This is a genomic window from Lutibacter sp. TH_r2 (assembly GCF_033101135.1).
Classification (GTDB): domain Bacteria; phylum Bacteroidota; class Bacteroidia; order Flavobacteriales; family Flavobacteriaceae; genus Lutibacter.
On record NZ_JAWMPV010000004.1, the window covers coordinates 303,185 to 325,323 of the forward strand.

The 22,139-nt window shown below is 29.2% G+C and carries 20 protein-coding genes; 10 read left to right on the plus strand and 10 right to left on the minus strand.

Annotated elements, in window-relative coordinates; genetic code table 11:
- Together R3X25_RS13125 and R3X25_RS13130 are read right to left on the minus strand one after the other, a co-directional pair.
- Complete coding sequence (locus R3X25_RS13125) at positions 1-1,296, minus strand: NCS2 family permease (protein WP_317675377.1); 1,296 nt, start codon at positions 1,294-1,296, stop codon at positions 1-3.
- A 10-nt stretch (positions 1,297-1,306) separates the two neighbouring features.
- Positions 1,307-1,972, minus strand: a complete 666-nt coding sequence (locus tag R3X25_RS13130; RefSeq protein WP_317675378.1) for a DUF5020 family protein — start codon at positions 1,970-1,972, stop codon at positions 1,307-1,309.
- A 323-nt stretch (positions 1,973-2,295) separates the two neighbouring features.
- On the opposite strand from R3X25_RS13130, the gene R3X25_RS13135 reads away from it, so the two are divergent.
- The 5 genes from R3X25_RS13135 (at position 2,296) to R3X25_RS13155 (ending at position 9,232) form a co-directional block, all read left to right on the plus strand.
- The gene (locus R3X25_RS13135; RefSeq protein ID WP_317675379.1) at positions 2,296-4,026 is read left to right on the plus strand and encodes an NAD(P)H-dependent oxidoreductase subunit E; all 1,731 of its coding nucleotides are present in this window, start codon (positions 2,296-2,298) and stop codon (positions 4,024-4,026) included.
- 294 nt (positions 4,027-4,320) lie between these two features.
- On the plus strand, positions 4,321-6,045 hold the full coding sequence (locus R3X25_RS13140; RefSeq protein ID WP_317675380.1) for an NAD(P)H-dependent oxidoreductase subunit E: 1,725 nt from the start codon (positions 4,321-4,323) through the stop codon (positions 6,043-6,045).
- Between the two features lie 10 nt (positions 6,046-6,055).
- Positions 6,056-7,321 carry a 2Fe-2S iron-sulfur cluster-binding protein gene (locus tag R3X25_RS13145; RefSeq protein WP_317675381.1) on the plus strand — a complete coding sequence of 422 codons (1,266 nt, stop codon included), beginning with the start codon at positions 6,056-6,058 and terminating at the stop codon, positions 7,319-7,321.
- A 17-nt stretch (positions 7,322-7,338) separates the two neighbouring features.
- The gene (locus tag R3X25_RS13150; protein WP_317675382.1) at positions 7,339-8,790 is read left to right on the plus strand and encodes a Ni/Fe hydrogenase subunit alpha; all 1,452 of its coding nucleotides are present in this window, start codon (positions 7,339-7,341) and stop codon (positions 8,788-8,790) included.
- Entirely contained in the window at positions 8,774-9,232 is a 459-nt protein-coding gene (locus R3X25_RS13155) for a hydrogenase maturation protease (protein ID WP_317675383.1), read from the plus strand. Before R3X25_RS13150 ends, R3X25_RS13155 begins: the two co-directional genes overlap by 17 nt.
- Positions 9,233-9,234: 2 nt before the next feature.
- Here the strand turns inward: R3X25_RS13155 and R3X25_RS13160 are convergent, their stop codons facing one another.
- The 6 genes from R3X25_RS13160 to R3X25_RS13185 all read right to left on the minus strand — a co-directional run bounded on the left by R3X25_RS13160 (position 9,235) and on the right by R3X25_RS13185 (position 14,533).
- Positions 9,235-9,951, minus strand: a complete 717-nt coding sequence (locus R3X25_RS13160) for a DUF3307 domain-containing protein (RefSeq protein WP_317675384.1) — start codon at positions 9,949-9,951, stop codon at positions 9,235-9,237.
- Positions 9,948-10,547: a SatD family protein gene (locus tag R3X25_RS13165; RefSeq protein ID WP_317675385.1), complete on the minus strand. Its 600-nt coding sequence runs from the start codon at positions 10,545-10,547 to the stop codon at positions 9,948-9,950. The genes R3X25_RS13160 and R3X25_RS13165 overlap by 4 nt, the downstream gene beginning before the upstream one ends.
- Before the next feature lie 124 nt (positions 10,548-10,671).
- Positions 10,672-11,094: a secondary thiamine-phosphate synthase enzyme YjbQ gene (locus R3X25_RS13170; protein WP_317675386.1), complete on the minus strand. Its 423-nt coding sequence runs from the start codon at positions 11,092-11,094 to the stop codon at positions 10,672-10,674.
- A gap of 47 nt (positions 11,095-11,141) precedes the next feature.
- Complete coding sequence (lhgO, locus tag R3X25_RS13175) at positions 11,142-12,344, minus strand: L-2-hydroxyglutarate oxidase (protein WP_317675387.1); 1,203 nt, start codon at positions 12,342-12,344, stop codon at positions 11,142-11,144.
- The gene (locus R3X25_RS13180; RefSeq protein ID WP_317675388.1) at positions 12,334-13,644 is read right to left on the minus strand and encodes an MFS transporter; all 1,311 of its coding nucleotides are present in this window, start codon (positions 13,642-13,644) and stop codon (positions 12,334-12,336) included. The genes lhgO and R3X25_RS13180 overlap by 11 nt, the downstream gene beginning before the upstream one ends.
- An 85-nt stretch (positions 13,645-13,729) precedes the next feature.
- Entirely contained in the window at positions 13,730-14,533 is an 804-nt protein-coding gene (locus R3X25_RS13185) for a M48 family metallopeptidase (protein WP_317675389.1), read from the minus strand.
- A 76-nt stretch (positions 14,534-14,609) separates the two neighbouring features.
- Between R3X25_RS13185 and R3X25_RS13190 the strand changes: the two genes are divergently transcribed.
- From R3X25_RS13190 to R3X25_RS13200, 3 genes are all read left to right on the plus strand, one after another.
- Positions 14,610-15,503 carry an alpha/beta hydrolase gene (locus R3X25_RS13190; protein WP_317675390.1) on the plus strand — a complete coding sequence of 298 codons (894 nt, stop codon included), beginning with the start codon at positions 14,610-14,612 and terminating at the stop codon, positions 15,501-15,503.
- Complete coding sequence (gene msrB / locus R3X25_RS13195; RefSeq protein WP_317675391.1) at positions 15,490-15,969, plus strand: peptide-methionine (R)-S-oxide reductase MsrB; 480 nt, start codon at positions 15,490-15,492, stop codon at positions 15,967-15,969. Before R3X25_RS13190 ends, msrB begins: the two co-directional genes overlap by 14 nt.
- A 152-nt stretch (positions 15,970-16,121) precedes the next feature.
- Positions 16,122-17,465 carry a HAMP domain-containing sensor histidine kinase gene (locus tag R3X25_RS13200; RefSeq protein WP_317675392.1) on the plus strand — a complete coding sequence of 448 codons (1,344 nt, stop codon included), beginning with the start codon at positions 16,122-16,124 and terminating at the stop codon, positions 17,463-17,465.
- Between the two features lie 10 nt (positions 17,466-17,475).
- Here the strand turns inward: R3X25_RS13200 and R3X25_RS13205 are convergent, their stop codons facing one another.
- Positions 17,476-19,167 carry an FAD-dependent oxidoreductase gene (locus R3X25_RS13205; RefSeq protein ID WP_317675393.1) on the minus strand — a complete coding sequence of 564 codons (1,692 nt, stop codon included), beginning with the start codon at positions 19,165-19,167 and terminating at the stop codon, positions 17,476-17,478.
- Between the two features lie 261 nt (positions 19,168-19,428).
- Here R3X25_RS13205 and ffh point away from each other — a divergent pair, with 261 nt between their 5' ends.
- Positions 19,429-20,760, plus strand: coding sequence for a signal recognition particle protein (gene ffh, locus R3X25_RS13210; protein WP_317675394.1), 1,332 nt, complete (start codon positions 19,429-19,431; stop codon positions 20,758-20,760).
- 54 nt (positions 20,761-20,814) lie between these two features.
- Positions 20,815-21,690, plus strand: a complete 876-nt coding sequence (locus R3X25_RS13215; RefSeq protein WP_317675395.1) for a bifunctional 5,10-methylenetetrahydrofolate dehydrogenase/5,10-methenyltetrahydrofolate cyclohydrolase — start codon at positions 20,815-20,817, stop codon at positions 21,688-21,690.
- Positions 21,691-21,740: 50 nt separating this feature from the next.
- Here R3X25_RS13215 and R3X25_RS13220 read toward each other — a convergent pair whose 3' ends face one another.
- Entirely contained in the window at positions 21,741-22,100 is a 360-nt protein-coding gene (locus tag R3X25_RS13220; RefSeq protein WP_317675396.1) for a cupin domain-containing protein, read from the minus strand.
- Between the last annotated feature and the right edge of the window lie 39 nt (positions 22,101-22,139).

The following is a 22,139-nucleotide window of genomic DNA, read 5'->3' on the forward strand; positions in this document are numbered from 1 at the left end:
TTAAACAAAAAACTTAATAATAAATAGAATAGCAATAATTACCATTATAGGTTTAATTTCTTTGAATTTACCTGTTAATAGTTTTAAAAGAACATACGATAGCATTCCAAATACTATTCCTTCAGCAATACTATAAGTTAAAGGCATCATAACAATAGTAAAAAATGCCGGAATTGCTTCAGTATAATCATTCAAATCAATTTTCATAATTGGTGAAATCATAAACAAACCAACAATTATTAACGCTGGAGCCGTTGCGGCAGCAGGAATTATCATAAATAATGGAGCAAAGAAAAGCGATAAAGCAAACATTATAGCAACCGTTAAGGCTGTCATACCTGTTTTTCCACCTTCAGCAACTCCTGCAGCACTTTCAACATACGTTGTAACTGTAGAAGTACCTAAAATTGCACCAACAAAAGTTCCAATAGAATCGGCAAATAAAGCTTGTTTTACTCTAGGAACTCTCCCTTTTTCATCTAACATTCCCGATTTTGAAGAAACACCTACAAGTGTTCCAACGGTATCAAACATATCTACAAATAAAAATGTAAATAATACAATTAACATATCTAAAGTAAATACTTGTGAAAAATCGAATTTAAAAAATATAGGTTCTATAGATGGAGGTAAACTAACAAATGTAAAATCTTCAGGAATTACAGTAACCCCAACAAATAAACCTAATATTGTTGACACTAAAATACCTATTAAAATAGCTCCCTTAATTTTTTTGGTTAATAATACACCAATAATTAAAACGCCTACTAAACCAACATAAACTGCTGGGTTTTTCATATCTCCCAACTGCACTAAAGTTGCTGGATTATCTGTAATTAAACCGGTTCCTTTTAAACCAATAAAAGCAATAAACAAACCAATACCTACTGATACAGCATGTTTTAGATTTAATGGAATGGAGTTTACAATTAGCTCTCTAATATTGAAAGCTGTAAGAATTATAAATATGATACCTTCCAAAAACACTGCTGTTAAAGCAAATTCCCAAGAGTAGCCCATTCCCAATACTACTGTAAATGCAAAAAATGCATTTAATCCCATTCCTGGAGCCAAAGCAAAAGGTAATTTAGCTACTAAAGCCATTACCAATGTAGCAATTACTGCAGATAAAGCCGTTGCAGTAAATACAGCATCTTTATCCATGCCTGCTGCACTTAAAATACCTGGGTTAACTGCTAAAATATACACCATTGTCATAAATGTTGTAATACCTGCAATTACCTCTGTTTTTAAGGTCGATTTATTCTCTCTTATTTTAAAAAATTTATCTAACATAATTCAGTTTTTAAAGGTTCCATTTAATTGCTAAAGTTGGTCTTCCTTTAATAGCATCGTTATCAACTGCAAAGTTGGAAGAAATTTCAAGCTCTCCACCTACTGAAAAAGTTTTGTTTAAATGATACCATAATTGTGGTTCAGCTAAAAATACTGTATTATCGGTTAAACCATTTTCTGTCCATAAATCAGCAAAACCTGTGAATGTTAATTTATCTGCAATTAAATTCCAATACCAAGTTCCTGTAACTTGAAAATTTGCTTCTCCATCAGCTCCAGTAAAAGCTTTATAACCTGCATATGTTGAAAATCCCCATTTAGCATTTGATTTACCATAATTTGCACCAAAAATCCAAGCCTCATTAATAGTATAACCTCCAGAAAAACCTTCACCTAAATCAAAAGTTCCTAAACCTCCGTTGTACTCAACATGGACACCTACTGGCATTTTTTCAGTTTTTAAAACACGAGCAATTTCATAATAAGCTCCACTTATTCCATTTGCAGTGTTGTAATCAAAATCCACAAAAGTAAATGTATTACCATACTTATCTGGTTTAAACATTTCGAACGTTGTTGTAAAATGTCCTCGTTCCAAATCTCTGTGTAATTGAAAGTTTTGTGCAGTAACCGAAACTGTCACTAAAATTGTTAAAAGTGTAATTAGTTTTTTCATTGTGTTGTTGTTTGTTTAAAAAATTAAGCGTCAAATTTACAATTAATAAAACCATTTTATCTTTTTTTGTAATTGAATTATTAACAAGAAATTAACTATTTTTTAGTTTTAAAATTCACACTACAAACATCAATAATTTAAATTATTCATAATAAAAAACATATTTCATCAAATATTAAATGCTATATAAGATTTTTATTAAATAAATAATAATTCACTCCTAGCTTTTTATTTTTATTCGCAATTCCATTAAAACTAATTGATTATCAATCATTTATATTGTAACTTTAAGAAGCTAATGTTAAACTTTAATCTAATTTCTAATGGAACGAGCAAAACTAATGACTCGTCTTTGGGAATTTCAAAATAAATTTGGATACATTTCTAATGAAGCTATTACGGAGATTGCTCAAAGATTAAGAGTTTCGAAAATTGAAATAGAAAGTGTAGTTTCTTTCTACCATTTCTTTCACATGCAACCAACTGGTAAATACATTGTTTACCTCAACAATAGTATTGTATCAGAGTTTAAAGGCTTTTCAGAAGTTAAAAATGCTTTTGAAAAAGAAACTGGGTGTAGCTTTGGAAAATATTCTGAAAATTCATTATTCTCACTATTTGAAACTTCATGTATTGGTTTAAGCGATCAAGAGCCTGCAGCTTTAATAAATTTTTATCCAATTACAAAACTCACTCCTAAAAAAGTCTCAAAAATTATACTGCATCTAAAAAATGGTAAAGACATAACAGAAATTGAAGACAATCCTAAAAGTACCATTCAATATACACCTCCAGAAAATAAAACCGTTTTTTTCAGAGAGTATACAACAGGTAATAGTATAAAAAAATTAAAATACTTATCACCTTATGAGGTATTAGACGAAATTGAAAAGGTTAATGTATCGGGACGAGGTGGTGCATTTTTCCCTACCGCTAATAAATGGAATTTTTCTAAAAATGCTAAAACTGCAAAAAAATATATTATTTGTAATGCCGACGAGGGTGAGCCTGGAACATTTAAAGATAAAGCTTTGCTAAATAATTTACCTGGTTTAGTTATAGAAGGAATGGTAACTGCTGGTTATGTAACTGGTGCGGAACAAGGTTTTATTTATCTACGTGCAGAATATAAATACTTAATTAAAATAATTGAAAAACAAATTCAAAAAATGTACGAGGAAAATTTACTCGGCAAAAATATTTTAGGGATTGCCAATTTCAATTTTGATATTGAAATACAATTAGGCGCAGGAGCTTATGTTTGCGGAGCTGAAACTGCACTTATTGAAAGTATGGAAGGTAAACGTGGAGAACCACGTATACGAAAACATTTTCCAACTCAAATTGGATATTTAGGCATGTCTACCGTAGTTAATAATGTTGAAACACTAGCAATGGCTGCTAGAGTTATTGAATTAGGAAGCGACTTTTTCCAAAACATTGGAACAATTAAAAGTAAAGGAACTAAATTATTAAGTATTTCTGGAGATATTGGAAAACCAGGTATTTATGAAATAGAATGGGGAACAACAATAAACCAGATTTTAAGCGCAGAAATGTGTCAAGCAACTGCCCCACATTATGTTCAAATTACGGGTCCATCTGGTGAGTGTATCAACAAAACAGAATTTAATAGAAAAATTTCTAAAGAAGATTTAATTTGTGGTGGTTGTATAATGGTTTTTAATAGATATAGAAGTATTATTCAAATATTAGAAAACTTTATAAATTTCTTTAAAATTGAATCTTGCGGTAGCTGTACGCCATGTAGAGCTGGAAATCAACTACTTCTTGAAAAAATTAAAAAAATTAAAAGTGGAATTGCTACCTCTAAAGATTTAGAAGACATTAAACAATGGGGACAATTAATGAAACTAACAAGTAGATGTGGACTTGGTCAATACGCTTCAACTACTTTTATAACAGCAATAGATAAATTTAGAGACTATTTTAACCTTAAAGTTTCTGTTTGTGGAGAAGATTGTAACATTGAATTTGATATGGAAAAAGCCGTTACTGAATATGATGATTTAATCCATAACACTCAATTTTAACACTTTACAAAAACGTTAGAAAATTTAAATAAAAATTAAAAAACAATCTATGTTTAAACATTTTTTTACATAAATATTATTCAAATAGTACAATTATTAATTTTTTAATAAATGTAATATCTAAAAAAAAAGAAAATTTTATCAATTCTAAATCAATTAATTAAAAAAATATTAACAAATAAAAAATGGTTACTAGGTTTTATTTTATTTTAAATAAATCGCTCGAAAACGTTTGAAATAGTTAAAAAACGTTTAATTTCTTCGTAACTTTAGTTACATCTAATTTCATTAAAAATGGACAGAACATTTTTGTTAAATAAACTATGGGAATATCAACATAAATTTGGCTATGTTTCAGATGAAGCAATTTCAAAAATTTCTAAAGAATTAAATGTTTCAAAAGTAGAAATTAAAAGTGTTATTTCTTTCTATCATTTTTACCATAGCAAACCTACGGGAAAACACGTAATTTACTTAAATAATAGCATTATTTCAGACCTAAAAGGTTTTGAAGATGTAAAAGCAACTTTTGAAAAACAAACAGGCTGTACTTTTGGAGAATACGGAAATAAAGAATTTTCATTATTTGAAACTTCATGCATTGGAATGAGTGATCAAGAACCAGCCGCTTTAATTAATTTTCAACCTTTTACAGATTTAACGCCTACTAAAGTTAAAAATATTATTCAAAAAATTAGAAATGGTGAAAATGTAAAAGACTTTGCTAGTAAAACAATTAGTAAAATACACTATTCACCAGAAGACAAAAATGTTATTTTTAGAAATTATGAATTAGGAAAAAGTATAAAAGAAGGTTTAAAATTCTCTTCTCAACAAATAATTGATAAAATCTATAAATCTAAATTAAAAGGTTGTGGTGGAGCATTTTTTGATGTTGGTTACAAATGGCAAGCTTGTAAACGAAACGAAGACACTGAAAAATATATTATATGTAATGCAGATGAAGGTGAACCGGGAACTTTTAAAGATCGTGCAATTTTCCAACATACTCCAGGTTTAGTTATTGAAGGTATGATTTTGGCTGGTTATGCCACCGGAGCAAAAGAAGGAATTATTTATTTACGTGCTGAATATCAATACTTCAAACAAAAATTAGAAGATTTAATTCAAGAGTTTTACAATCAAAATTTATTAGGTAAAAACATTCAAGGTGTTAAAGATTTTGACTTTGATATACGCATTCAATTAGGTGCAGGTTCTTACGTTTGTGGAGCAGCTTCAGCTTTAATAGAATCTATGGAAGGTCGCCGAGGCGAACCACCTGTACGTATGTGGAGTGCAACTAAACATGGTTTTCGCCATAAACCAACAGTTGTAAACAATGTGGAATCTTTAGCATATGCCTCTCGTATAATTGAGCTAGGTGAAGATTTCTTTTTAAGCATGGGAACTAAAGAAACTCCTGGCACAAAACTTATAAGTATTTCTGGAGATGTAGCAAAACCAGGTATTTATGAAATTGAATACGGAACTTCAATTCGAGAATTATTAGGAATAGAATTTAGTCAAGCAACAGCACCATATTATATACAAGTTAGCGGACCTTCAGGCGAGTGTATTTCCCCAGCCGAGTTTGATCGTAAAATCTGTATGGAAGATATAATGTGTGGTGGAAGTTTTATGGTTTTCAATCGCACAAGAGATATTTTACATATACTTCGAAATTTTATGGAATTTTTTAAAGAAGAATCTTGTGGCGTTTGTACACCATGTAGAGCTGGAAACTTTATTTTAAACGAAAAAGTTAAAAAAATGCAACGTGGTTTAGCTTCACAAGACGATGTAAATGAAATTAAAGAATGGGGAAAAGTTATTAAACTAGCAAGCAGATGTGGTTTAGGAAAATCTTCGCCAAATTCACTAATCTATTCCATAGATAAATTTAAAGATTATTTCAATTTAAAAATTGCGCCTTCAAACGAATTTCAAAATGTAGAATTTGATATGGAAGATGCCATTCATGAATTTGATAGTATAATTAAAGATACACAACTGTAAAACAATAAAAATGAAAGAAGTATCATTTAAAATAGACGGTAGAGATTGTAAAGCAGAAAAAGGCGCAAACCTTATTGAAGCAGCAAAACAGAACGGAATTTTTATTCCAACATTGTGTTACTTCAAACACTTAAATCCACTTGGTAGTTGCAGAGTTTGTACCGTAAAACAAAATGGTAAAACAATTGCAGGTTGTACAGTTTCTATTGATGATGGAATGGATATTGAAGTAAACACACCCGAATTATTAGATGCTAGAAAAGCTATTTTAGAAATGATGTTTGTTGAAGGAAACCACTTCTGCCCTTCTTGTGAAAAAAGTGGTGATTGCCAAATGCAAAATTTAGGATACGAAACCGGAATACGTTACACACGTTTTCCACATTTATTTGTTGATAGAATTGTAGATGCACGCCCAGAACGTATTGTTGTAAATCAAAACCGTTGTATAAAGTGTAAACGCTGTATTGAAGAAGTAATAACTAATGATGGATTTAAAGTATTTAACTTTACCAATAGAGGTAACGAAACTTTGGTTTCAGTAGATTATGAACAAGAAGCTAAACTTTCTGAAGCACAAGCCGAACATGCCATGCAAATTTGCCCAACAGGCTCCATTTTAGTCAAAGGAAAATCGTTTGGTAAACCTTTTGGAGATCGCCAATTCGATAATTCAAACGCAGGAAAAAACATTCCTTTACATGATATTAAAAAACATAAAACAACCAACCAACAAAAAAAAGTTGTGGCTACCACATCATTAGCAGGTTGTTTTGGTTGCCATATGTCTCTATTAGATATTGATTTAGGTATTTTAGATGTTATAGAATTAGTTGAATTTAACAAATCACCAATAACCGATATTAAAAAATTTTCAAAGCGTTGCGATATTGGTCTAATTGAAGGTGGTTGTTGTAATACCGACAATATTGAAGTTTTACGTGAATTCCGTAAAAATTGCGATATTTTAGTATCTGTTGGCGAATGTGCAATTTGGGGCGGAGTTCCAGCTATTAGAAATACTGTTCCTTTAGAAGAATGTTTACGTGAAGCGTATTTAAACTCTATTACAAGCGAAGAAGGCGAAACGTTAATACCTAATCACGAAGATATTCCTAAAATTTTAAATAAAGTATATGCCAATCATGAGGTTGTTAAAATAGATTACCACATTCCTGGTTGCCCACCAAACGCTAATCATATTTGGAATGTAGTAAAAAATATTCTGTTTGAAGAAGAATATTCTATTTCATATCCTGAATTTAAATACGATTAACCTTTAAAATTGAGCAAATGAACAAAAGAAAAATAGTTATAGAACCTGTTACTCGTGTTGAAGGACACGGAAAAGTAACCATTAAAATGAATGAAAACGGTGAAGTTGACGATGCTTTTTTACACATTGTTGAATTTAGAGGTTTTGAAAAATTTATACAAGGTCATCCTTATTGGGAAGCTCCAGTGTTAGTGCAACGTTTGTGTGGTATTTGCCCTGTAAGTCACCATATAGCTGCAGCAAAAGCCATTGATCAATTGGTTGGTGTAGATCCAGAAAATTTATCTCCAACAGCTACAAAATTGCGTAAATTACTGCATTACGGTCAAGTTTTTCAATCACATTCTCTACATTTTTTCTATTTAGCTTCACCAGATTTGTTATTTGGAATAAATGCTCCTGCTGAAAAAAGAAATATTGTTGCTGTTGCTGAATCTAATCAAGAACTCGCAAAAAAAGGAATTTTAATGCGAAAATTTGGTCAAGAAATTATCAAAGCTTTAGCTGGTAAAAAAATTCATGGAATTTTGGCTGTTCCTGGTGGAGTTCATAAAACATTTACAAAAGAAGAACGCGAATACTTTTTGGATGGTAAACAAATTCCAAATGTAGATACCATGATTGAATGGTCTAAAGAAATTATAGATTTCATGAAAACCTATCATACTGATAATGCTGAATGGATTGATAATTTTGCTAAATATCCTTCAAATCATCTAGGTTTAGTAGATCAAGAAACTGGAGCTTTAGAATTATACGATGGTCGCTTACGTTCTGTAGATTCAGAAGGAAATGAATTATTAAATATTGAAGATATTGAATATAGTTATCATTTTAAAGAAGCTGTTGAACCTTGGTCCTATTTAAAATTCCCTTATATGACCAAATATGGCCGTGAAAAAGGTTGGAACAGAGTTGGACCATTAGCAAGATTAAATACATGCTCGCATATAAACACACCTTTAGCTGAAATAGAACGACAAATTTTCAAATTGTACACTCAAAACAAACCTAATAATATGACTATGCATACGCATTGGGCACGTTTAATTGAAATGCTACATTGTGCTGAATTAATGAAAGAATTATTATTAGATGATGAATTAATGGGAGATGATTTAGTTAGAGAAGGTACTCCAAGAAATAAAGGTATTGGAATTATTGAAGCTCCAAGAGGAACGCTTATTCATGAATACCATACCGATGACAAAGGTTTAATTACAAAATGTAATTTAATTGTTTCTACTACGCATAATAATGAAGCTATGAACCGAGGAGTTAGATCGGTTGCTCAAAATGTTCTAAATAATAAGCCAGAAATTACAGAGCCAATGTTAAATCAAATAGAAATTGCTATTAGAGCTTATGACCCATGTTTAAGTTGCGCCACACACGCTTTAGGTCAAATGCCTTTAATTGTTCAACTAGAAGATTCAAAAGGAAATATTATAGATGAAAAAGTTAGATAAAACACTTATTATAGGTATTGGAAACAATACACGTAAAGATGATGGACTTGGTTGGTGCTTTTTAGATATATTAGAAGAGAAAGGTTATAATTCAGACAATTTACTTTGCAAATACCAATTAATGGTTGAAGATGCCGAAATAATAGCAGATTACAATACGGTTATATTTATTGATGCCTGTAAAAATCAGCTTAAAAATGGGTTTTTAATTGAAGAAATATTTCCTGCTGAACAAGTTACATTTTCAACACATGCTGTTCCACCAAATCAGATTTTAAATTTATGTGAAACTATTTACAATAAAACTCCAAAAGCCTACGTAATAAAAATAGAAGGATTTAAATGGAATATTGAAATAGGGTTAAGCGAACAAGCAACACAAAATTTAAACAATGCTTTAAACCATTTTGAGCAGTATTTTTTTTCTGAATTAGTAAATTAACACTAAAGTATTTTTAAAACGTAATTATAAGCTAACCCAGTAAATATTGCCAATCCAAAGCTTATTAAAGTACCAATTAAAATATACTCGGTTAGTTTTCTATCATCAGAATTTGTTAAATCACCAAATCTAAATATAGATTTTGCAGCCAACAAAAAACCTATTGCGCTCCAGTTATTGGTAATTATAAATACAAATGTTAATAAACGCTCTATAATTCCAATATACATACCTGCATCTTCTAACGATTTTTTAGTTGAATTACTTTTAATTTCCCATTTAGAAATTATTACTTTCATACTAATAGATGAAACAACTGTTACCATTAAAATTGATAAAACAAACAATAGCACTTTTGAAGAAAACAAAACATTTACATCTATTACAAAGGGTTTGTATAAATTAACCACAAATGCAATTACCACTATGTGAGCTAATTGATCCCATAAAAACAACCATCTACTGTTTAATTTCTTTTTTAAATTTAGTTTTACTAAATCTATTATATAGTGTGAAATTATAATTACTAATATTCCTAACCAATAGTCAGTTTTAAATTGAAAAACGGTAAGTAAAGCTATAAAGTGAACTAAAATATGCCAATATAAATAAGGAGATTTATGTTTCTTTTTTTCTTTACTTTTCACCCATTTACGTGGTTGAAAAACAAAATCTCCAATTGTATGAGCTATTAATAATTTTAAAACTAAAGCAATCATAATGTGGTTATTAATTTTCTATAATACGTTTCCATTCTCATAATTTCATCAAAACCAGCAATTTTTAAATTTTTACTAATTGCACTTTGTGTTTTATTCAAAATTTTAGCCAATTCTTTTTGATTCAAATTTGGATTTTCTATTACTGTTTTAACTATTTCAGAAGATTTTTGTGTCCAACTATTCATAGTTAACTGCGCTAAATCAAACAATAAATTAAGTTGAATATTTAAATTTTCATCTGCAGATTTAAAACCTAAAGTACTTTTTTTTAAGTTTTCAAAACATTCGCCAGAATTTACAAAAGCAGTACCGTTAGAAGTAGTAATTTTTTCAGAATTATATATTTTATCCCCAACTCCAATGGCTAATCTAACATCTAATTCTTTCACATTTTTTACAGTTGCTTTAATTAAAATAGCCGCTTCTAAAGCTTTTTCTGGGTTTATTTCTAATTGAAAACTATCTCCTCTATAAATTTCCCATTGCATTGGTTCTGAACCATACCAACTTAACGCCTGTTTTAATAAAGGCATCCAAATGCTAGGCGCTATCATTTTTGAATTAATTATATCGCCAGTTATTATACTAGTCATACACTTTAAACTATTTTATAATTCAAATATAATAGTTTAAACTACATAAAGCAAATTTATTCCCTTTAAAAGGAATAATAATAAATATTCCGCTTAAATAGAATATTTTAAATTATTCCATAATCTAAACACCAAAAGCAGTAATTATTAATTTTCTTGAACCACCATAATCTCTATGTTCGCATAAATAAATTCCTTGCCAAGTACCTAAATTTAGGTTTCCGTTAGTAATTGGAATTTGAATTGAAGGTCCTAAAAGGGAAGCTTTAATGTGTGCAGGCATATCATCAGGTCCTTCATAAGTATGAATATAATAGGGCATATTTTCAGGAATCATTTTATTTATATGACTTTCAAAATCTACTCTAACTGAAGGATCTGCATTTTCATTAATAGTTAAACTTGCTGATGTGTGTTTTATAAAAACTTGAAGCTGTCCAACTTTTATATGTTTAATTTCTGGAAATGCATCTTCAATTTTAGAAGTAATTAAATGAAAACCTCTTTTATATGGACTTAATTTTATTTCTTTTTGAAAAAATTTCACAATAAATAGGTATTTAAAATCCTACCTCCGCAGGAATATCATTGATATTATTCTACAACTACTTTTATAATTTCATCAGCAATAGCTAAACAAGCAGTAGCTGCTGGTGAAGGAGCATTTATTACATGAATATTTCCATTATGCTTCATTATTTTAAAATCGTCCACCATATTTCCTCCATAATCTATAGCTTGTGCACGTACGCCAGATCTAGCTACTTTTACATCATTAACAGTTATAGAAGGCATTAATTTTTGAAGTTCTTTAATAAATAACCTTTTTGAAAATGCTCTTTTATACTCTCCAATTCCCTTGCGCCAATGCTTACCAAACAATTTCCAAGTTCCTTTAAACTTTAACGCTTCGTATGTATCTTTTAAACTGAAACTAGTTTTGTTATAACCTTCACGCTTAAAAGTAAAAACAGCATTAGGTCCACATTCAATACTACCATCAACCATTCGTGTAAAATGGACACCTAAAAAAGGAAACTTTGGGTCAGGAACTGGATATACTAAATTTTTTATTTTGTGTTTTGCTTCAGCAGTTAATTCGTAATAATCACCTCTAAAACCAACAATGTGCATATCTAATTCTAAATTATCTTTTTCAGCTACTCTATCTGATTGTAAACCTGTACAAAACACAACTTTTTCGGCTGAAAAATCACCAATGCTTGTTTTTAAAATTGAATTGTTTTTTTCTGAAATAACTTCGTTTACTTCACAATTTGGAATAAATTGACTTTTAAGGTTTATAGCTCTAACTTTTTCAACAAACGTTTTACATAAACCAACATAATCTATAATTCCTGCAGTAGGCACATAAATAGCTTTAACACCTTTAATAAAAGGTTCTTTTTCTTTTAATTCTTCTGAAGTTAAATAACATATTCCTTCTGTTTTGTTTTTTAATCCTCGTTGAAAAATATTTTCTAAACCTGGAATTTCTTCATTTGAAGTTGCAACAATAATTTTACCACAAACATCAAAATTTACATTATTTTGTTTTGAAAATTTAACTAATTGAGCATGACCATTTCTACAATTTTTAGCTTTGTAACTTCCTGGTTTGTAATAAATACCTGAATGCATTACACCAGAATTTCGTCCTGTTTGATGCATTCCAACCTCGGCTTCTTTTTCTAAAATTGTAATTGTTTTATTTGGGAATTTTTCTTGTAATTTATAGGCTGTTGCTAAACCAACAACTCCTCCTCCAACAACAATATAATCTGATTTATTGGACATACTTTGTTTTTCCAACAAATTTCAACAAAACAACTGATATTAAAAAGAAAATTGCTAAAAACAATACACTCCATTGCATGGATTTAGTAATAGAATTTAACAAACCAAATAAAAACATACCAACTACTATGGCTACTTTTTCAACAACATCGTAAAAACTAAAATAAGTTGCATGATCTTTAGTTTCTGGTAATAATTTAGAATATGTTGAACGTGATAATGATTGAATTGCTCCCATTACCAAACCGATTAATGCTCCTAAAGCATAAAAATAATATTGTACGTTTTCTTGATTTTTATCTAACAAAAATGCTATAAAACATATTACTGCCCAAATTGATATTGTAATTTTTAATGAACTTAAATTTCCTATTTTTTTTGACAACCTTGAAAATGCAAACGCTCCAAATATTCCAACAACTTGAACTAATAATATTACTGCTATTAAATCAAGTGTAGGTAAACCAAGCTCTTTACTACCAAATATTCCAGCCATTAAAACAATTGTTTGAACACCAACACTGAACATAAAAAAAGAAGATAAAAAGAATTTTAGTTCTGGATGATGTTTTAATTCTGCAGCTACAATTTTTAATTCATGTAAACCTTTCCAAATAAAATCTTTTTCTGGTTTTCTTTTAAACACATTATTAGGCAATCTTCTGTAAGTTATTTGTGCAAATCCAAACCACCAAATTCCAACAAGAACAAACGTTAATCTAGAAGCAATACCTGCATTAGCCAAACCAAATACTTCAGGTTTATTAATTGCAATTAAACTAACCAATAATAACAGTATTGATCCTGAATAACCTAACATAAATCCTTTTGCACTAACTCTATCTTGATCTTCTGGATATGCTACTTCTGGTAAATAGGCATTGTAAAAAACAATGCTTCCCCAAAAACCTATACTTGCAAAAATAGTTCCAACAATACCTACCCATAAGGTGTCTTTTCCTTCAAAAAAATATAAACTAGCTACCGAAATAGACCCAAACAAACAAAATGCTTTCAAAAATTTTAATTTATTACCGGTATAATCTGCTATTCCAGAAAGAATTGGAGACAGAAATGCAACAATTAAAAAGGAAAATGCAAGTGTGTAATTATATAAAGTTGTTGGATTCCATTGCGTGCCTAAAAAAGTAATTTTTCCTTCAATATTAGCAAAGGCTTCAGTTAAACTACTATAATAAATTGGAAAAACTGCAGTGCTAATTACTAAAGAATAAACTGAATTTGCCCAATCGTAAAATGCCCAAGCATTAATTAATTTCTTATCACCTTTTTGTAACATATTTTAAAATAAAAAAACCGTTCAAAAATTTGAACGGTTCAATATACATTTTTTTTAAGTTCTAATTTGTTTACCTAGTAGTAATCTATTCTGCACTGTATTTTTTTGCTAATTGTATAGCTTCAGGCATAAACGCTTTTAAATTTTTAATACGTGTTTGGTTTGATGGATGTGTACTTAAAAATTCTGGCTGACTACTAGATCCTGCTCGCTCACTCATTCTTATCCAAACGTTAACTGCTTCTTGTGGTTGATAACCAGCCATAATCATAAATACCATTCCTAATTTATCTGCTTCAGTTTCATGAGTTCTACTATATGCTAGCATTCCTAATGTAGAACCTACTCCATACGCTAAATTCCATAATTCACTACTTTTAGGATCCTTATTAGCTGTACCTATTGCAACCGCTACTCCACCTAATTGTTGAGCATAAGATGAAGTCATACGCTCTTGACCATGTTTAGCAAATGCATGAGCAACCTCATGCCCCATAACAGCAGCTATTCCATCAGTATTTGCACATATTGGTAAAATACCTGTATAAAAAACTACTTTACCTCCTGGCATACACCAAGCGTTTACCGTTTCATCTTCTATTAAATTAAATTCCCAACGGTAGCTATTTGCTTCACTTACCATATCATTAGCTCGCATAAACTTATCTACGGCTTTTGAAATTTTCATCCCAACATTTTGAATTTCAGAAGATTGTTTTACATCTCTAGAAATATTGTTTTCTTTTAAAAAGGCATCATATTGTGCAAAGCTAGTAGGTAACACTTGGGCATCACTCACTAAATTTATTCGTTTTCTTCCTGTAATTGGTACGGTACTACAACTTACTAAAAATAGTGTTAGTAGTGCTAAAGCGATAAAATTTTTCATTATTCAGTTTTTTTAATTGGTTGAATGTTTTCTAAAATACAAATTCTATATTTACGCACAAAATAAACATTTTTTAATGCATAAAGCAAAAAGTTCACAAAAACCTATTAATAATGGAGTTAAAGTTCCAAAGGTTTTAATATTTATAGGACACATATTACAGTTTTTCAGTCACAATTTGGCTACAAAATTTGCAGTAAAACTTTTTAAAACTCCTATTAGATTTAAAACTCCTGAAAGGGAAAAAATAATGGCTAAAAGTGCTCAAAAAAGTATACACCATATCAATAGTATTCAAAGAGATGTTATGGTTTATACCTATGGCTATTCTAAAAAGAAAGTGCTTTTAGTTCATGGTTGGTCAGGTAGAGGAACTCAATTGTATAAAATTGCCGATAAACTTTTAGAAAATGGTTATATGACAATTAGTTTTGATGCTCCTGCTCATGGTAAATCTTCTGGAAAAGCTACTATGATGCCAGATTTTATTGCTACTATTCATCAATTAGAAAAAAAGTTGGGACCTTTTGAAATTGCCATTGGGCACTCATTAGGTGGTATGGCTGTATTAAATGCTGTAAAGCAAAACTTAAAAGTTAAAAAATTAATTTCTATTGGTGCTGGTGATATTATAACTGACATTATTATAAATTTTATAAAAAAATTAAAATTGAAACCAGTTATTGTTGATAAAATGAAATTATTTTATCTAAAGAAATTTAAAGAAAGTATTGATAATTACTCTGCACATATTGCCGCAAAAGATGTTAAAATTCCTACTTTAATTATTCATGATACAGAAGATAAAGAAGTTGCTGTAAGTTGTGCTCAAAATATTCGTCAAAAACTAATAAATGGTGAACTGCTGATCACCAATGGACTTGGGCATACTAGAATTTTAAAAGATGACCAAGTTATTAATAGAGTTATTGAGTTTATTAAAAGAGTACCTAAAAATGAAATTATTTAAAACTTTAATTATAGTAACACTGCTTTCGACTAGTGTTTTTTCTCAACAAAAAAAGAATCCAATTATGATAAAAAAAGTAGAAAAAAGTGAAGCGGAATGGAAAAAGGAATTAACACCTCAAGAATATTTTGTGTTAAGACAAAAAGGAACTGATGCTCCTGGAGAACACGGATATACAAATCATTTTGAAAAAGGCACATACTTATGTGGCGCTTGTGGTTTACAACTTTTTAAATCTGGAAGTAAATATGAATCTCACTGTGGTTGGCCTTCTTTTGATGATGCTATTGAAGGAACTGTAAATTATATTAGAGATATTAGCCATGGAATGATTAGAACTGAAATTGTTTGTGCTTCTTGTGATAGCCATTTAGGGCATATTTTTGATGATGGACCAAAAGATACTACTGGAAAAAGATATTGTGTAAATACCTCTTCTATTAAATTTATTAAAGCTAAAAATTAAACTATAATTAGTTTTTAAATTTAAAAAAAACATAAAACCATAAATTTAAGAATCAATAATAATTATATTTTAATTTTATTTTTAAATCACTATATTAGCTTATAACTAAAAAAATCTATACCATTCGTTTAATATTTTAAACATAATGTATAGTGTTGCTAGAAAATTATTTTCATAAAAAATTAAACTTTTTTGTTGATTCTAAATGGGATATTGATGAAAAACGAAAATATAGACAGATTACTGGAATAACAGTTTTCTCAAATATTATCGCATTTTCATGTTTAATTTTATCCTTTTATTACCAAACTTATTTTGCTGTAATTTTAGAAGCAATAAACATTTTAGTCTGTTTTTATGTATATAAGTTATTAGCCAACAAAAAATTAAAAGTGGCTCAAAATTTAGGAATTTATTATTTTGAAATTCAACTTTTTATCACAGCCATTTTATTTTCAACGCACTCTACACATTATTTTGTTTGGTCTTATGCGTTACTTGTTGTAGTAACCTATCCAGCTATTGCTGCATTATTTGATTTGAATATTTTTAAGCATTTTTTAATAGCAGTTTCACAAATTATTGCTTTTCAACTAGTATACTATATAATTCCAGAAATTTATTTTTTAAACATTGACTTATTAGAAAAACATGATCAGCTTTTAATAAAATCTCTTTCTTTTAGTTTTTTAATTTTATTTAACACCGCAGTTGTATATTTAATTTATAAAGAGCAAGTAATTGCAAAAGAGCAAGTAATACAATTTTCAAATAAATTAAAGTTAAAAAATAAAAACATTAGAAATATAAATAAATCAAAAGATAAATTGTTTTCAATTATTTCGCATGATTTAAGAAGCCCATTTAATAATATTATAGGCTTTTCAGATTTATTAGTAGAATCGCCTAATTTAGACGATAAACAACGTAAATACTCTGAAATAATTCAACAGAGTTCAAAAAACACATTAACTCTTATTGATAATTTACTGTATTGGTCTAAATCTCAATTAAACTCAATAGAGCCAGATTTTAAAATTTATAACCTTTCAAATATTGTTAACACAATTATTGATAGTTTTTATACAATTGCCTTACAAAAAGAAATAACTATAATTAATAATATTAATTCTGATATTAATGTTTTTATAGATTTTAATTTAATGCAAATAATTTTTAGAAATTTAATTACTAATAGTATCAAATTTTCTTATAAAAATAGTAGGATTGAAATAAATGCAAATAAATGTATAGATCAATTTATTCAAATTTCAATTAAAGATTATGGTACTGGAATTAAACCTGATAAAATTGATTCTGTTTTTATTAATAATATAACAGAATTAGGCACAAATAATGAAAAAGGAAGTGGTTTAGGACTTTTACTTTGTAAAGAATTTATTACAATTCATAAAGGAAAAATTTGGATTAAAAGTGAAAAAGAAAAAGGAACTGTAGTATATTTTACAGTTCCTTGTTATATTTCTAAAAATTAAATTGTATTCTTTATTTTTTGATTAAAACTAATTCTGGAATTTCAATATCTTTACTAAACATTGACCATAATTTAAAACCACCTGCTACATTAACTATATTAGTTAAGTTATTATTTCTTAAAATCAATTCAGCTAAATAACCTCTTAATCCTTTCTGACAGAAAATAACTACTTTTTTATCTTGACTTTTAATAAAATCAACATGTTGTCTTAATTGATCTAAAGGATAATTTATAGCTCCAGGAATTGTACCTTGTTCATATTCTTCAACTGTTCTTGAATCAATTAGCAAATAATTATCTTTAGAAGTCTCTTTAATAAGCTCTGCTAACTCTTCAACTGAAATTTGCTTACTTCTATTATTTAAAACATTTTCAGTTACATAACTTGAAACAACAACAGGATCTTTAGCTGGGGAAAATGGAGGTGCGTATGCTAAATCTAACTGTGCTAAATCTGTTATTTTAAGTTTAGCGTAAATTGCAGTACTTAAAACATCAACACGTTTATCAACTCCAACCTCTCCAAATAACTCTGCTCCATAAATTTCTTCAGTATCTGGATTGTAATAAATTTCAGTAATTAAATCTTTTTGATCTGGGTAATAACCTGGTGTTGAACCAGCAATTGTTAATACCGTTTTAAATGGAATTCCTTTTTCCGTTAATGCTGTTCCATTCATACCTGTTCTAGCCAACGTATAATCAAACACTTTTACAATAGCTGTTTTATACGCTCCTTTAAACTCTATATTTCTTCCAACTGCATTTGCTCCTGCTGCTCTACCAGCCTTATTTGAATGTGTTCCTAAAGGAAAATAATCATACTCATTAGTTTGTAAATTTTTAATAGAAACATTATCACCTGCTGCATATACATCTCTAATTGATGTTTCTAATAACTCGTTTACTTTTAATGCTCCATTACCAATAGCTTCAGCTCCTTCTTCAAGTAATAATTGAGTGTTTGGTCTAATTCCAACACTTAAAATAACAAAATCAGTTGGTATACTTCCACCATCTTTAGTTACAACTGCTTTAATTTTACCATTTTCATCTATATCAAATTTTGATACTAAACTTTCAGTTAAAACTTCTATTCCTTCAGAAGACAATACATTACCTGCAAAATTTCCAAATTTTTGTTGCCACATATTTAAAACATGTGTAGAGCCTTCAATTAAAGTAACATTTTTACCTGCTTCCTTTAAATTTTCAGCAACTTCAACACCAATTAAACCTGCACCAATAACAGTTACATGTTTAGAGCTTGTAGCCATACCTTCAGACATTATTTTGTCAAAATCTGGCATTGAACGGCATGTAGACCAATTATTTGCTAACTTAATGTTTCCAATTGGTGGAACAATTGAACTTGCTCCAGTAGCAAAAATTAACTTATCATATTTATAATCGCCTTTATTAGAATAAACTAACTTATTTTGAGTATCAATTTTAACAATTTCTTCATTTAAATGAACATCAATATTAAATCTGTTCTGTAATAATTCAGGTTTCACAACCATTAAATTATCTCTACTTTCTATAACTCCGGAAAATGCATACGGCATTCCACAAGTTGCGTAACTAATATTTGCTCCTTTTTCAAACAAAATTATTTCAGCTTGTTCATTTTCTCTTCTTGCTTTTGCAGCAGCAGAAGGACCTGCCGACAAACCACCTATAACTATAATTTTTTTCATTTTCTTAAAATTTCTGTGCAAATTTCACCTAATAATTTGAGTTAAATTGTAATAAATATCACTATAACGTTATAGCTTGCTTATGTAACATTAATAACAAAATTAATATAGTTTTTAAAAGTACATCTAGTTGAATTACATTAGTATTTAGTTTAAAAACACCTAAATTTTGAAATTAAGAATGAAATAAAATGACGTCTAAAAAAAACCATTTTAGCACATTTTTATTATCTTTGCATTTCTCAAAATTGAAGCCAGAATATGTTTAATAATTTAAGTGATAAGTTAGATAAAGCCCTACACGTTTTAAAGGGACACGGAAAAATTACAGAAGTTAATGTTGCTGAAACCTTAAAAGAAGTTCGTAGAGCTCTTTTAGATGCTGATGTTAACTTTAAAATTGCTAAAAATTTCACCAATACCGTTAAAGAAAAAGCTCTTGGGCAAGATGTTTTAACATCATTAAACCCTAGCCAATTAATGGTTAAAATTGTTAAGGATGAATTAACAGAGCTAATGGGTGGAGAAACAGTTGGTGTAAATTTATCTGGTACTCCAACGGTAATTTTAATGTCTGGTCTACAAGGTTCTGGTAAAACCACTTTTTCAGGAAAATTAGCTAATTACTTAAAAACTAAAAAAACTAAACAAGTTTTATTAGTTGGTTGTGATGTATACAGACCTGCTGCAATTAATCAGTTGCAAGTTGTTGGTGAGCAAGTTGGTGTAGAAGTTTATGCTGAAGTTGGAAACCAAAACCCTGTAGAAATATCATTAAACGCCCTTAAACATGCAAAAGAAACAGGTAAAAATGTAGTTATTATTGATACCGCTGGTCGATTAGCAGTTGATGAGGAAATGATGACCGAGATTTCTAATATTCATAAAGCGGTAAATCCACAAGAAACGCTGTTTGTTGTAGATTCTATGACAGGACAAGATGCTGTAAATACAGCTAAAGCTTTTAATGATATTTTGAATTTTGAAGGTGTTGTACTTACAAAATTAGATGGTGATACAAGAGGTGGTGCAGCTTTATCAATTAAATCTGTAGTTGATAAACCAATTAAATTTATTGGTACTGGAGAGAAAATGGAAGCTATTGACGTTTTTCACCCAGACCGAATGGCAGATAGAATATTGGGAATGGGAGATGTTGTTTCTTTAGTTGAACGCGCCCAAGAACAATATGATGAAGAAGAAGCTAGAAAAATCCAGAAAAAAATTGCCAAAAACCAATTCGGTTTTGATGACTTTTTGAAGCAAATTCAACAAATCAAAAAAATGGGTAACATGAAAGATTTGATGGGAATGATTCCTGGTGCTGGAAAAATGATGAAAGATGTTGATATTGATGATGATGCTTTTAAAGGAATTGAAGCCATTATTCATTCTATGACTCCTGGAGAAAGAGAAGAACCAAGAACAATCAACGCAAGTAGAAAAAAACGTATTGCTAAAGGTTCTGGAACTACTATACAAGAAGTAAATCAATTACTAAAACAATTTACTCAAATGAGCAAAATGATGAAGATGATGCAAGGTGGCGGTAGCCGTAAAATGATGCAAATGATGAAAGGAATGGGAAAATAAATTATAAAGCAAGCTAAATACGCTTGCTTTTTTTATATACTAACAACTCTATAAATGATACTACTAGACGGAAAAAAAACTTCAGCAGATTTAAAAATTGAAATTGCTGAATCTGTAAAAAAAATAAAAGCTCAAGGAAAAAAAACACCTCATTTAGCTGCTATTTTAGTTGGAACTGATGGTGCAAGTATGACATATGTAAATGCTAAAGTTAAAGCTTGTGAATTAGTTGGATTTAATTCTACATTAGTTGACTTACCTGAAGAAACTTCAGAAGAAGTATTATTAAATGAAATTGAAAAATTAAATTCAAATAACGATATTGATGGATTTATTGTTCAATTACCGTTGCCAAAACATATTGATGAACAAAAAGTTTTAATGGCGGTAAATCCAGATAAAGATGTTGATGGTTTTCACCCAACAAATGTTGGTAGAATGACGTTAGATTTACCTTCTTTTTTACCAGCTACACCATTTGGAATACTAGAATTATTAGAACGTTATAAAGTTGAAACTTCAGGAAAACATGTTGTTGTTATTGGTAGAAGTCATATTGTTGGCCGACCAATGAGTATTTTAATGAGTCAAAAAAGACCAGCTGGTAATGCAACAGTTACTGTTGCTCATAGTAGAACAAAAAACTTAAAAGAACTTTGTTTACAAGCTGATATAATAGTTGCTGCTTTAGGTATTCCAGAATTTTTAACTGGAGATATGGTAAAGGACGGAGTAACTGTTATTGATGTGGGTATTACTAGAGTTAAAGATGAAACAAAAAAACGTGGTTATCGTTTAGCTGGTGATGTAGAATTCTCAAGTGTTAGTCAAAAATCTGCTTTTATTACTCCAGTTCCTGGTGGTGTTGGCCCAATGACTATTGCAATGCTTATGAAAAACACATTATTAGCTTGTGAACGTAAATACTAATTAAACTAAAATTATATACTTAAAAAGGCTTCAAAATTTGAAGCCTTTTTTTATTCTTCTCTATTTACCAAATCCATTGAAAATGCTGGTAAACAAACTGCTAAATATTCACATTCTTCATTAAAAGGATTTGAATACTGAATTCTTGTTCCTTTTAAAATTTTAATAGACTGTCCGGCTTCTAAAACTACTATTTCTCCATCAAAATTAAATTGTTTTTTTCCTTTAATAATATAAGTATATTCATCAAATTCAGGAGTTTGAAAAGGTTCACTCCATTTTGCAGGAGCTACCATATGTGCTATACTCAATTCAGAATCTATACTTGCTAAACCAAAATGTTCTTCAATTAACTTCCCATCGGTTGTTGGAACCACAAAAGGTGATTTTTGAATTATATATTTTTTCATCATAAAAATTTTAATTTATTCAAAAATAAAATTAAGTTT